Source organism: Pullulanibacillus camelliae, from assembly GCF_014642655.1.
GTDB lineage: Bacteria > Bacillota > Bacilli > Bacillales > Sporolactobacillaceae > Pullulanibacillus > Pullulanibacillus camelliae.
In genome coordinates this window covers 52891-66768 of the sequence record NZ_BMIR01000002.1, presented here as the reverse complement: position 1 = coordinate 66768, position 13878 = coordinate 52891, and the positions used below count along the sequence as shown (strand labels likewise).

The following is a 13878-nucleotide window of genomic DNA, read 5'->3' as shown; positions in this document are numbered from 1 at the left end:
GATCTTAGAAAGTTTCAGTGAAAAGTGATATCCTCTGATAGTATAAAGGAATAAGACCGCCTCAAAGTTCATAATAAACTCACTTGAGACAGTCTTATTCCACATTTCTATTTAAAAATTTCAACTCTCCATTCAAGTGGGATCCCAAAGTCCAAATCATTTTTACATTCACTACAACACATTTAGGGTAACCTTTTTTTGCTCCTAAATCCCCCATCATAAGCCGCTTCAATAATGTCCTGATAATCTGCAGCCGTTATTGTGCGGCTATTGCTCGGGGTCGAACTATTTTGCATGGCGAGCTCAATTAAGCGTGGAAAGTCCTTCTGCTCTACTTTCGGTAGGTCCTTAAGCTTGGGAATTTGCAATGCTGCAGTCCATTCATGTATGCCATGAATCAATTTTTCAACAGCTAACGCATTTGAATCTGCTTCTCTCGCAAAATTCATAAGCCGTGATAGCTTGGCATGAAGAGAGGGCTCACCTTCTGCATTAAAGGCGAGAACATAAGGCAAAAAAACAGCATTGGCTATTCCATGAGGCGTATCGTACAGCCCACCAAGCGCTTCAGCTAAACAATGGACTGCAGCAACATCGGTTGAACCAAAACAGAGTCCAGCTAACAAACTGCCTTCCATCATGGCAAATCTTGCTTTTTTATTCTGACCTTCTTTATAAGCACTCGGAAGGGCTGAAATAATCGTCTGCATTGCTCTAGCTCCAAACGCTTGTGCTATTGGATGTGTCACTTTACACGTGGAACCTTCAATCGCATGTACCAATGCATCCACACCTGTAGCCGCTGTAACTGACGGAGGAACGGTTAGCGTTAATGAGGGATCGAGAATAGCTAGCCGTGGCCTCAGCTGCTCATGCTTGAGTGTTAGCTTACGATGTGTCGACTCCTCAGTAATAACGGCCGATCGTGTCACCTCTGAACCAGTACCAGCGGTAGTTGGCAGACAAATAACGGGAGCTATCCTCTCATAGCATTTTCGACCTTCAATATAATCCAGTGGTGTTCCGCCATTTTTCCCCAATAACGCAATCGCTTTTCCGGTATCCATGGCACTGCCACCGCCAATAGCTATCACGACTTCCGCCCCCATTTCAATGAACAAGCGCGCCCCCTCCATGCATTCTGTATCGCGCGGGTTTTGGGAAAGACGATCAAATTGCCTGAGCTGATAACCCGCCGCTTCGAGACTCTGGCGAATAGGATCCACTACACCTATTTCAGCAATACCTGGATCAGTAACAAGCAAAATCGCCCCTTTCACGCCACTTGCCGCTAAAAGAGCCGGTAGATGCTGAGATTGTCCAAATCCCATCTCGATTCTAGTCTGGCAAAAATAACTGTAGTCTTGCATCTCTCTCCCTCATCTCTCTATGTCGATTCATATTGCCTTTATTTTATAGTATCAGAGGCATTTTTAACATTGTTTTTGTTCTTATTTTTCAATTTTCTATTAACAAGTTCTCACTATGACAAGTAATCTTATTGCTAAACAATCATTATCATATTTAGTGAGATAGAGAAACTGGTCCCGTGAAGCCATAACAGAATTTCTTAAATACTGTGCTAATTCCATAAACATACTGCTGAAGATAAGAAAAGGGAGGTCTTTTCCACAGATAGGGAGATGGACATGATTTGTTCATTGAAAAGAAAAGGGGCCCGTATATGAGAAAAGGAACGTCAGCTAATACCGTCACATCCATGTGACCATGTCGAAGCTAGCGGATCCTGTGCGTTGGAGGCGTGTCCTTGGAAAGCGGACACCCGTAGCAGGAACGTGCACCGTCCGTCATGATCAGAAATTTTATACTTTCTGATCTTTTAAAAAAAGAGCAACAATGCATAGTGCTGTTGCTCTTAACGATAATCAGATCACCCACAGTCCATTTCTCATGACAGGCTCACGGGTACCATCTGAAAGCTCGCCATCTATATTTAAATCAGCAGAACCAATCATAAAGTCAACATGGTTAATGCTATCATTCACACCATGCGCATCGAGTTCTTCTCGCGTCATCTGTGCGCCACCTTCCAATGTTGTCGGATAGGCTTCACCAATCGCGATATGACAAGAGGCATTTTCATCAAATAAGGTATTATAGAACAACAACCCGGATTGAGAGATGGGGGAATCATGCGGGACTAAAGCGACTTCACCTAAATAATGTGAGCCTTCATCCGTTTCGATCAAGTGCTTCAAAGTTTCTTGACCGCTTTTCGCTTTATAATCAACAATCCGTCCCTCTTTAAAAGTTAGCTGTAATTCCTCGATTAACGTTCCACTATAGTTAAGCGGCATCGTGCTTGTCACCGTCCCGTTTACTCCCGACCTTAAAGGAAGGGTGTAGACTTCTTCTGTAGGAATATTGGCAATAAAAGCATCACCCTTTTCATTAACTGATGACGCATCCACCCACTTGTGTTTTTCATGAAATTCAATGGATAGATCAGTACCTGGAGCTTTATAATGCAACTTTTTATATTTTTTGTTATTAAGGTAAGCGGCTTTTTCCCCTAGATTTTTCTTATGAGCATCCCAGGCGGCTACAGGATCATCTTGATCCGCACGTGTCATTTTAAAGATGGTTTCCCACAATTGTTCAATCGCCTGTACTTTTTCGAGATCAGGGAAAATCTTCGCTGCCCATTCATCAGAAGGCACGGAAACAAGAGACCAACTTACCTTGTCCTTCATCATATATTCACTATAAGCCTTTAGCGCTTGCCCTCTGACCTTATTGTCTTTAGAGATTTTTTCTGGATCAATATCCTTAAGTAACTCCGGATTGGGAATATAAATCGTGAGAAAGGCTGCATTCTTTTTGGCAAGTGATTCAAGTGTATACGATTGCCATTCAGGAAACTCCTCAAAAGCCTCCTCTGGTGCATACAAATAGCGTGTCCGAGTTAATGCATCGTCCGTCCATCTAAAGTGGACATGCTTTGCCCCTGCTTGATAAGCCTTTTTGGCCACTAATCGAACAAAGGGAGCCGCTGAAATGGGCGCGCTTACCATTAGCTCCTGCCCCTTTTGAATATTGACACCATTTTTCACAGCCAATTCGGCATATTTTTCTAATTTTCCACTAAATGTTGACATATGTATCCCTCCATATATTGTATTCTAACATTGTGGCAGTGTAGAGTCATGCTTTTAACTGTACTTTCTAAAAGTTTAATATAGTGAAATCATGCGATAAAAAGAGAGTTAAAATGATTTTCTAAAGTAAGAAGAGTGGGTATTATAGTGAAGCGGGATGGACATGGAAACCATTATAGATGCGAGGGACAGGGGCTAAATATTAAGTCGTGACTCCTTGCTCATGGTTCTTGTCCGAAGACGCTCTTATTTCGGACTCTAATCAGCTCCTTCCCAGGATTCTCTCCGAAGCCGTTCGGGGGTAATGCCTCTTTTTCTTATGATCGGTTATCCAAACTATTTTCCGGAATAACAAAAAAACAGACCCTCTATCAGGTCTGCTTCCTGCCCTTGCTTATTCACCTAAATCAACATTGTGATACACTTGTTTGACATCTTCAAGCTCTTCAAGGGTATCGATTAATTTCTCGAATTGGGCCAAATCATCTTCTGATAAAGTGACATCATTTTGAGCAAGCATGGTGATCTCTGCCACAGTGAAGTCTGAAACTCCAGCTTCTTTAAACGCTTGTTGCACATTATGGAATTGATCGGGCTCAGCGTAGACAATAACCGCATCTTCTTCTTCAAGAATATCACGTGCGTCCACATCGGCTTCCATTAAAAGCTCTAAGACCTCGTCTACATTTTTCCCTTCTACACCAATAACCGCTGTTTCATCAAACATATAGGAAACTGAGCCATTGACACCCATGTTGCCTCCATTTTTACTAAATGCTGCGCGCACATCAGAAGCCGTTCGATTAACGTTATTCGTTAGAGTATCGACAATGATCGCTGAACCGCTTGGACCGAAGCCCTCATAGCGTAATTCATCAAAATTTTCATCGTCGCCACCCTTCGCTTTTTCAATAGCGCGCTCAATGATATTTTTCGGTACACTGTAGGTCTTTGCGCGTTCAAGCACAACCTTTAAGGCTTGATTGGATTCTGGATCTGGCTCACCCTGCTTAGCTGCCACATAGATTTCTCGACCAAATTTAGCGTAGATTCGGCTTGTGTTCGCATCCCTGGATGCCTTTTTATCCTTAATGTTATTCCACTTACGTCCCATTAGACTCCACTCACTTTCAACAATAGATCGATAATATAATAAAAACATGGCACCTTGTGCCTAAATCCTGCATGCTATGGTATACCACATTTTATTATACATAAAATGGCTGAACATTTCGAGTCCAATGAAAGCCTTAAGTCAAGCTGTAATCAGTGACATTGAATGCTATAGACTTGCGTTATACCCTCAGTTGAATAGTTGAGGTGAGACAAAACGACTCACCCTATGACCGAACGATAAGATTATAAAAGTGGCAGAGAAACCGGAAGCGCAGTCAAAATACGGAGACGCCTATGAGAACGGGGCCAGCGGTACTTCACGAATCAACGACGCGTTGTTCCGAGGAGGCTGACGGCGAAGCGGTACGAGTAGACGCAGGAATAGGGGATTTTTTTAGTCATAAATACTTGGGGGTCCTCAAACAGGGTTGTCTAGGTGCCTTTCATTCTTCAAGGCACTCCGCCTAAAAACATCACATCCATTAAGGTACTTCGGCTAGGTGCGTCACATCCTGCGTGTCGAAGCCGAAGTTAGCGTCTCCTGCGCGCCTGAGGTGATGCCGTGGAAAGCGAAGGGTTTTGACGGAGCGCTTCATGATTCACTCAAAATCCGAACGCATCCCTTCAAAATTATGAATGCGTTCGGATGCTCTATGAGCTGAATACTTCTGTCCCAGCCTTTTACCTTAAAAATACAAAAAGAGACGTAAAAATTAGCGTTTTTACCTCTCCCATTTATATTCTCCTTATTTCATATATGCCAATGCCCCCATAGGATCCCATGGCTTTAATTCAATCGGTTCTTGCTCGAGAGCTACTTGCAAGTTTTCCGATAGGTATTTCTTATGCACAACAACCTGATAAGTAAATTCACTCATCCATTCATCACTCATGACAAAGTAACCTTTTTTACCCACCTTATCACCCCAGCTGTTCTCAACCTTCCATCGGTTCGGTTTCCCATCAACAAGGTTGACACCTGTGAGCACCATCGCATGAGTTAAGCAGCTCCCCATGTAATCCAATCTTTCTGCCTTTGTCATGCCAAATGACGTACCAAAGGTTTTTTCATAATTAAAAAGCCGGGTATCCATAATGCCATGATCCCTGTTTGAATATTGGCCAACATCACAGCCAAACCAGACACTCTCATTATCCTTAATCTGATGGATTGCCAGTGCCTTTAAGGTTTCCATGTCTACATTTAAATATTTAATCGGTTTGCCTCCCACTACATTGCCAAGGCATTGCACCGTATAAGTTTTGCCAAATGGTTTATCCTCTGTTGGCGCATTGATGATACTGACATAGTCATCAAGATCTAAACCGACATATTTTTTGTAAAAGGCTTGCGCAGTGATTCCCTGTTCTCTATGAAACACCATCCGTATCGCGATATTCAAAATCGAACGTTTTCGGCGGTTCACCTAAAGAATAGGAGAGAATTTTATAAACATCAGAAAGTATGGCTTCTTTGGCTTGTTGTAAGTCCTTTTCAGAGGCTCTCTTTTGACATAGCGCTCTCAGCTTCACCGCAGCCTCACGAAGCTTGGTATTTAACAGACTATTAAGTCGTGCTGATGTTTCACTTTGAAATGTCTCAGGCATGACCTGCTTGGGAACAACACCATACTTATTAATGAGTGAAACAAGCATATCCCATTGACCACCATCCTGCTGTGGTGTCGCCAAAATCCAGGAAACCAAACGACCATTTAATGGCTCCTCAGCCGTTGTTATCACGCTTTCTAAGAAGAAATTGGCCTTCTCAAATTTATCCCAGAAATTCGTGTAATTCTGTGACAGTTCAAAGTCCTTTAGCTTAAAAAGTGGGTTGATCTTATGATGAAAAGTATTCAAGGCTGCAAACATCCAGCAGCGCCCACTCTGCTTTTGGTTGCTTACCCTTCCAGTTTTGATTTCCTCTGAAAACACATGATTCATTGCCACAACGGCTTCAGGCTGCTCGGCAACAGCATCGATGCCATTTTTGATGACGGCATTCATGAGCGGATGCTTTTCATTCTCTTCACGAAGCTGCTGTGAATACTGCTCAATATTCTGCATTGTAATGTTTTTAGTCATCGTCCTTCTCCTCTCAAGGTTCCCTATTCTATTATTATTCTATGTCTATTTTTCTTTTAATACAAAAATTCCGATTTATAGTGTACTTACGTTAAATCAATGCTTTGACTTGATCCATGAAATGGTGTAGTTTATAAAGATATTATCCTAGTAAATAGGTAGGAATAGATATGTATACTTCCTCAGTATTATTTGGGGATCCGTTTTTATTATAAGGGGGGAAAATACTTGAAAACATTATGGAAAGGTTATATTAACGCATCACTGATTCTAAAGATTACAATCGCATTGATTCTCGGTATTATTGTTGGACTGATTTTTGGTAAAGAAGCAGCTGTGCTTTCACCACTAGGTGATCTCTTAATCCACCTGCTCAGCTTTTTAATTATTCCACTCGTATTATTGACACTAATCGTTGGTGTGAATCAAACGAAGCTCAGCCATTTGGGACGCATGGGCGGTAAAATTTTCATCTATTATATCCTGACCTCTGCTTTTGCTATTATTGTAGGTTTAGTTGTTGCCAGTATCCTGCATCCTGGAAGTGGTATGAGTTATAGCTCGCACCAAGGCTTTAATGTCCCAAAGAACCCAGGAGTTATCAGTGTTATGCTTAATATCATTCCTAGTAATATCATCTCTGCTTTTAGCGAATTAAATATGCTTGGCATCATCTTTACCGCTTTAGTTTTTGGCATCGCCATCTCCTATTTACGTTCCTCCGAAGAGCATGGTGAGTTAGGTGAACATGTCTATAAGGTAGTCGAGGGATTAAATGAAGCGACATTAACCATCATGAAAGCCATCTTACAGTTTGTTCCCATTGGCATCTTCGCCATCATGGCCAAAACTGTAGGGAATCAAGGCTTGGATACACTCCTATCGCTAGGAAAAATGATTACAGTTCTCTATGTCGCCCTTATTGTTCAGATCGTTGTCTATAGTGTTCTTATGGTCTTGACTAAAGTAAAGCCTGGACGTTTCTTTGCACAAGCCCGAACGCCAATGCTTACCGCGTTTGTCACACAGAGCAGTTCAGGAACATTGCCACTCACCTTAAACGCAGCGAAAAATTTAGGTATCCCTAAAAGCTTGTATGGCTTTAGCCTCCCACTTGGCTCAACGATCAATATGGATGGCGCAGCAATCCGCATTGCCGTATCTGCTGTATTTGCTGCCAATATCACAGGAACACATTTAGGCTTTACAAATATGATGGAAATTGTTCTCATCGGTACACTTGCTTCCATTGGAACCGCTGGCGTCCCTGGTGCTGGAATTATTATGATTGCAACGGTGTTTGCTCAAATCGGCCTACCAATGGAGACTGTTGGACTGTTAACAGCTATCGACGCACTTGTCGGCATGGGATGCACCGCCTTGAATGTTACCGGTGATCTTGTCGGAACAGCCATCATTGGACGAAAAGAAACGAAGGTTGAAGGTCACGCACTCCAATAAAAATAGATTCACAAAAGAGGGTGAGACAAAACAAAAGAAATCACCCTATTACCGAACGATAAGAATCTAGGGAAACGGGAAGTGTAGTCAAAATGCGGACACTCTGCGGAACGAGGCCAGCGGTACTTCACGAATCAACGACGCGTTGTTCCGAGAAAGCTGACGGCGAAGCGGTACGAGTAGACGCAGGAACAGGGGACTTTTAATCATAAATACTTGGGAAAATTGGCCGTGCCCATGGAAAGCGAAGTGTTTTGACGGAGCGCTTCATGATTCACTCAAAATCCGAACGCATCCCTTCAAAATTGTGAATGTGTTCGGATTTGCTATGAGCTGAATACTTCTGTCCCAGTCCCTTTTTTATTAGTATTTATAGTCTTACGCTGTTTAGGCTCTGATTTTCGCCATCTGTTCTACTTAGGGACCTGTGAAGCTGTAAATTTTCTTGGTAATTGTACACCTATAGTAAATTTGATGTGAATGTCATTCGATCCATATACATCTCTTTTTAAATGGTTTATCCTATCCTGTATGTAGCACCCACGAGCAATGTAAGGAGGTCATCCACTTGCAAGCGTTCACCTATCGCGTTATTGCCATTATTCAACAGATTCCCGAAGGGCGGGTCATGACTTATGGACAAATTGCAAGGTTAGCAGGAAGCCCAAGAGCCGCCCGGCAAGTCGTTCGCATTCTTCATTCCTGCAGTCAAAACTATCAGCTTCCCTGGCACCGGGTCATTAACGCCAAGGGAGAAATCGCCCTTAAAGAGGAAGAGCAAGTCTTTTTACAGAAGACCCTGCTGGAAAGTGAGGGTCTTCATTTTACTACAGCTAACGCAATTGATCTCACGGATTATCAATATCATCCCAAATCGACATAGGCTCAAAAACTTATCTAGGAGGCAACCGCATGTTAAAACAAAAACGACTCAGGGATTATGGCGTTAATATAGGACAAATGAAAATCGGGAAGCAAAATGCTATTACCGATGTGGCCGGTGTGACGGTTGGCCATATCACACTTAGTAAAGATGAGGTTCAAACCGGGGTTACAGCCATCCTTCCCCATCAAGGCAACCTCTTTCGAGAAAAATTAATTGCCGCGAGTTTTGTCATCAACGGGTTTGGAAAGACAATGGGAACCATTCAAATCAATGAATTGGGCACATTAGAAACACCGATCCTTCTCACTAACACTTTAAGTATCGGAACAGCAGCTGATGCACTTATAGATTATATGCTTGAACGTACACCCGAAATTGGACACACCACAGGTACCGTCAATCCCGTGGTGGCAGAATGTAATGATATGGTTTTGAATGCCATTCGTAAAAAGGTGATTACCAAGAAGCATGTCCTAGCAGCCTTGGAGCAGGCAGCAACAGAATTTACCGAAGGAAGCTTTGGGGCAGGCACCGGTATGCTTTGCTATTCACTGAAGGGCGGGATTGGCACTGCCTCACGCTTAATTGAATTGGACTATGGCACCTATACATTAGGCGTCCTCGTTCTAGCCAACTTTGGTCAGTTAGGTGATTTAAAAATCAACGGGCAGCCTGTTGGTCACGTGCTCCAGCACCACATAAAATCGACCGATCAAGAAAAAGACAAAGGATCCATCATCATGACTGTCGCCACCGATCTTCCCGTCACTCAAAGCCAGCTTCAGCGCATCATCAAACGAACGGTCACAGGACTTGCTCGAACAGGTGCGACTTTAACTAACGGTAGCGGTGAAATCGCGATTGGATTTTCAACAGCAACTAAAATCCCTCATGAAGCTACAGCTCATGTTCTCCACAGCCCTTCGATTCCTGAAGGCGATATTGACATCGCCTTTAGAGCTGTCGGTGAGGCAACGGAAGAGGCTATTCTTAATGCGTTGATAACAGCGCATTCTATCATTGGAAGAGATGGCAATGAAAGACCCGCTTTAAAAGATTTAATTGAGACCCACCCGTTAAGCCTTGGCCCACGCGCATCACTCTCGCCCTAATGGATTCCATTGAAACTGCGATGAACCTGTGATATGATCAACATAAATAAAGCATCGGGTAGCAACTGACGACATTTGTGGAATCAACCACGTGGAAGCTACACGGTTATAGCGTCGGGTCGTCTGGGCAGAGATAAGAGGGGTGGAATAATCTTTCTTGTCTCTTTTTTAATATGTTGAGGAGGAGAAGCATGGAGAAATTAATTTTAGATGGAAAGCGTGTATCTCAAACGGTCAGGGAACAGTTAACAACGCAAGTCCAAGGTTTAAAAACGCGTGGCATCACCCCCTGCCTCGCCACAATCTTAGTTGGGAACGATCCTTCCTCAGAAACTTATGTGCGAATGAAAGGGAACGCCTGTAAAAAGGTTGGCATAGAATCTCGGCGAATTCACTTGCCTAAAGAAACAACAACAGAGGAGCTATTAGATACCATTAAAGGACTGAATGAAGATGGAGCTGTCCATGGTATTTTGCTTCAACATCCTGTCCCCTCACACATAGATGAGCGCAAGGCCTTTGAAACCATTGCCATTGAAAAGGATGTCGATGGCGTCACAAGTGCTGGATATGGACAAACTGCCTTAGGCTTTGGCAAATATCCTTCTTGCACACCGGCTGCGATTATGAAAATCCTTGATTTCTATGAGCTGCCGATTGAAGGTAAACACGCTGTCGTCGTTGGCCGAAGCCCTATTTTGGGCAAGCCTGTTTCCGCTCTTTTACTTAATCGTAACGCCACGGTGACCACCTGCCATTCCCGTACGGAAAATCTCGCGGATATTGTCAAACTGGCCGATATTGTTGTTGCTGCTGTTGGCAAGCCCGAGTTTATTAAGGGGGATTGGATTAAAAAAGGCGCCGTCGTTTTAGACGCGGGCTATAACAAAGGAAATATCGGTGATATCGATTATGAGGCCTGTTATGAGAACGCGAGTGCCATCACTCCCGTTCCAGGCGGCGTTGGTCCTGTCACCATTTCAATGCTTTTAAAGCATACCGTTGAGGCAGCAGCATTAACAAAAGCTTAACGCCGAACGCAGAAGCTTCCCTCCGAATTTGTAAGAGGGAAGCTTTTTCATATCTATAGCTTGATCTCCTTTAAGAAAAAAGCATGCCGATCCTTATTCTAGGATTAAAAATATTTTTACCAAAAGAAAGCATCGGCACCGACCCTCTTTGTCCATGATAAAAATAAGATAAGGGAAGCTTTTCAGTGCCCTCAACAAGAGCGAGCGTGACTTCACAAATAGACGCTCGCGTTGTTCCGACGAAGCCTGTCTAGCAGACGCAGGGACAGGGGCTTCTTGATCATAAATACTCGGGAAGCCTTAAAGAGCTTTATCTAAGTATCTTACATTTTCAAGGCACTTCGGCTAAGTACATCGTATCTATGTGACAACACCGAAGCTAGCGTATCCTGAGCATCGGAGGCCGTCCCCGAGGAAAGTGAGCGTTTTGGAACGGAAACGTGCACCGTCCTGATGACCAGAAATTTTATACTATCTGATCTTTTGAGAAAAGAACCTTTACAAAAATGCCCCAAAAAAATATCTTTTTTAGGCCTCTGCAATAAATTCCTCAGACGTAAATTCCCACTTTAAAATCCTCCTGTGGTAAAATAAAAGTCGGTTTGACTTTTGGCATTCTCTTTGACTTATTTGTATAGCTTTAAAGGAGACCTGACATGAGTATTATTAGTACACTCATTATTCTAATTATTATCTTTAGTATTTGGGATTGGCTAAAAAGAAAAGTCTCACATTCAGCCACTTCCAATTACTATGAACACGGTGTTCACTATATACAAGTGACCTGTCCACATTGTCATTCAGCGCTTACCATCCCAGGTGAAGGCATATGGAATTGTAGTGAATGTCGTCGTCCTTTTGAATATAAATCCGGACATACTTATAAATGCAAGCCTGTACTTTCACCAGCAATAACGCTCATCGTTGAGCTCTATGCCAAGTTTGCCAAGGCTGACGGCGTTGTTACAAAGGAGGAAGTTCAAAGCGTTGATTCAATCATCAAAAGCAGCCTTCACCCCACGGATAAAGAGCTAACCGAAATCAGAACCATTTTTAATCTAGCAAAGGGGTCAAGCAATGGCTTCCAGGACATTGTTCATAGCCTATACGAGCTTTTTCAGGATAATCCCCAAGCGCTGTTAAATATTATTGAAAACCTATTCGTCATTTCTAAAACGAATGGTCAGCTCAACAACCAACAAGAAACCATTCTGTTATATACCGTTAACGCTTTTAATCTGGCTGATCAATACAGTACAATAAAGGCCAAATACTATTCAGCCATTGATGCTTACTATAAGGTCTTAGGCTGTGAGCCAAGTGATAGTCTCGAAACAATCAAGCACAGCTACAGGCGACTTGTTAAGGAATATCATCCGGACAAATACGCGAGTAAACAGCTTCCAAAAGATATTATGGATTACGCTAACAGACGTTTTCAAGCTATTCAAGAGGCCTATGAACAGATCGTCAAATACCGAACAGCACATTAAACGTTACGAAGAGGGTTTGAGCAGAAGTATTTCAGCTCATAGAAAAACCGAGTGTATTCACAATTTCTAGCCTACCGTGATTAAAAAAGGAGCCTCAATTCTCAACAGAATTTGAGGCTCCTTTGAAAATACTACTTATTAATGATGGAATCTAACGCAGCATCAACATTTAATGTCCACGCTGATAAACCTGTGACCCATCCTTCACGTTCTGCATTTTGCTGCTGCGGAGCAACGCTTTGTTGTAATGCAAATAACACCACCGCCATAATACCTAATGCCAATACCCCTAAAGTGAATTTAAGCTTTGTTTTCAATTTAAACCCTCCATCTCTATAATTTTATGCCTCGCTTCTGAGGCTAAAGCATAGTATTCAGCAGCTTCCTCATACTCCTCCTGCTGTCTTAAAAAATGAGCAAGCTGTTCACCATATTCATCCACATAGCTCCAAAATTTTTCCTTATAGAAATAAGCAATGCCTTCTCTATAAGCTGATTCAAAATTTTCTTTACTTACATTTAAATAATATGTTTTGAGCAAATGAAATCGCATTAAGTATTCACGATTATCAATATACTGACAGAGCTCAATACCTTTATTTAACCAACTGAGTGCTTCCTTTGTTCGGCCTAACTTAAAATTTTCACGTGATAAGAGATAAGCAGTCAAATAATTCAGTTGCTCAATCTTCAATCTTTCATTAAGCCAGTGTATTGCAGCTGCTGGTTTATTCTGTTCTGCATAGAGTAAACCTAAGTTATGTAATACCTGAGCTTTCAAATCCTTATCATCTACACTATTTGCATAGTCCAGAACCTTATAAAACTGCTCCTCAGCTTCTTCATACTGTTTCATATCGATGGAATTGAGTCCTAGAATAAGTTCACAAGAAGCACATTTTCTTCTAAAATCAGACTTATCGCGATAAATGTCTAAGGCTTTTGTAATATATTGGACCGAATGAAGTGGATCTTTTAGGTGATAATACATAAACGCCATCTTGTAATCATACTCAGCTTTTTCAATCGCGTCATCAATTGAGGATAAGCGCTGTTCAGCAACCTCAAAGCTATTTTGTGCATTTGCAAAATCACTATTCCAAATAATGGAATGCAACCCACGAAAGAGATAAAAGCGGTAGCACCACTGGTCATCCAATAAATGCTTGGACTGTTCAATTTGATTCAGAAATTTTTTGGCATTTTCAAAATCAACATTGAGCAAAGCATAGCCATATTTCGCGACTAAATAATTGACCACTAATTGCTCATTTAACGGGGTTGAGACCAGCTGTTCCTCTAATTGTTGCTGAATATACTTTGCCCTTGTCACATTTTGAACCTTGACGTAAAAATAGAGTTCATTCAGTAGCTCGTTCATGCGACTTGCAATAGCTTCCACTGAAGACCTTTCACCTCACTTTACAGACAATTTAATATAATCCGATTATAACATTAATTGCCAATGAAAAAATTGGGAAAATACCGTCAAATTCTTGAACTTAATTATAAGAACGTATATTCTTTTTTCTTCATTATTCCTTTTGATTTTTAAATATTAAAGGTTTTCCACTT

10 protein-coding genes, 1 pseudogene and 1 riboswitch are annotated in these 13878 nt (G+C 42.0%); of the genes and pseudogenes, 5 read left to right on the top strand and 6 right to left on the bottom strand.

Translation table 11 applies throughout. The annotated features are described in order from the left end of the window. Positions 1 to 182 precede the first annotated feature (182 nt). The 4 genes and pseudogenes from IEW82_RS03285 to IEW82_RS03270 all read right to left on the bottom strand — a co-directional run bounded on the left by IEW82_RS03285 (position 183) and on the right by IEW82_RS03270 (position 6320). Positions 183 to 1370, bottom strand: coding sequence for an iron-containing alcohol dehydrogenase (locus tag IEW82_RS03285; protein WP_188689176.1), 1188 nt, complete (start codon positions 1368 to 1370; stop codon positions 183 to 185). A 516-nt stretch (positions 1371 to 1886) separates the two neighbouring features. Further along, positions 1887 to 3119 carry an aminopeptidase gene (locus tag IEW82_RS03280; RefSeq protein ID WP_188689173.1) on the bottom strand — a complete coding sequence of 411 codons (1233 nt, stop codon included), beginning with the start codon at positions 3117 to 3119 and terminating at the stop codon, positions 1887 to 1889. A gap of 394 nt (positions 3120 to 3513) precedes the next feature. Then, a complete protein-coding gene (locus IEW82_RS03275) occupies positions 3514 to 4233 on the bottom strand; it encodes a YebC/PmpR family DNA-binding transcriptional regulator (RefSeq protein WP_188689169.1) in 720 nt (239 codons plus the stop codon). A gap of 748 nt (positions 4234 to 4981) precedes the next feature. Further along, a pseudogene (locus IEW82_RS03270) lies at positions 4982 to 6320 on the bottom strand (C1 family peptidase). Between the two features lie 228 nt (positions 6321 to 6548). Between IEW82_RS03270 and IEW82_RS03265 the strand changes: the two are divergent. The 5 genes from IEW82_RS03265 (at position 6549) to IEW82_RS03245 (ending at position 12303) form a co-directional block, all read left to right on the top strand. After that, positions 6549 to 7781 (top strand): dicarboxylate/amino acid:cation symporter, encoded by a 1233-nt coding sequence (locus IEW82_RS03265; RefSeq protein WP_188689166.1) that lies wholly within the window; start codon positions 6549 to 6551, stop codon positions 7779 to 7781. A 568-nt stretch (positions 7782 to 8349) separates the two neighbouring features. After that, on the top strand, positions 8350 to 8664 hold the full coding sequence (locus tag IEW82_RS03260; protein WP_188689162.1) for an MGMT family protein: 315 nt from the start codon (positions 8350 to 8352) through the stop codon (positions 8662 to 8664). 29 nt (positions 8665 to 8693) lie between these two features. Further along, positions 8694 to 9779: a DmpA family aminopeptidase gene (locus IEW82_RS03255; protein WP_188689159.1), complete on the top strand. Its 1086-nt coding sequence runs from the start codon at positions 8694 to 8696 to the stop codon at positions 9777 to 9779. A 51-nt stretch (positions 9780 to 9830) separates the two neighbouring features. After that, positions 9831 to 9915: riboswitch (ZMP/ZTP riboswitch) on the top strand. A 55-nt stretch (positions 9916 to 9970) separates the two neighbouring features. After that, positions 9971 to 10810, top strand: a complete 840-nt coding sequence (locus IEW82_RS03250) for a bifunctional 5,10-methylenetetrahydrofolate dehydrogenase/5,10-methenyltetrahydrofolate cyclohydrolase (RefSeq protein WP_188689156.1) — start codon at positions 9971 to 9973, stop codon at positions 10808 to 10810. Positions 10811 to 11466: 656 nt separating this feature from the next. Beyond that, a complete protein-coding gene (locus IEW82_RS03245) occupies positions 11467 to 12303 on the top strand; it encodes a TerB family tellurite resistance protein (RefSeq protein WP_188689152.1) in 837 nt (278 codons plus the stop codon). Positions 12304 to 12434: 131 nt separating this feature from the next. On the opposite strand, the gene IEW82_RS03240 is transcribed toward IEW82_RS03245, so the two are convergent. Together IEW82_RS03240 and IEW82_RS03235 are read right to left on the bottom strand one after the other, a co-directional pair. Next, positions 12435 to 12620, bottom strand: a complete 186-nt coding sequence (locus IEW82_RS03240) for a hypothetical protein (RefSeq protein WP_188689149.1) — start codon at positions 12618 to 12620, stop codon at positions 12435 to 12437. Continuing rightward, positions 12617 to 13705 carry a tetratricopeptide repeat protein gene (locus IEW82_RS03235; RefSeq protein ID WP_188689146.1) on the bottom strand — a complete coding sequence of 363 codons (1089 nt, stop codon included), beginning with the start codon at positions 13703 to 13705 and terminating at the stop codon, positions 12617 to 12619. The genes IEW82_RS03240 and IEW82_RS03235 overlap by 4 nt, the downstream gene beginning before the upstream one ends. Between the last annotated feature and the right edge of the window lie 173 nt (positions 13706 to 13878).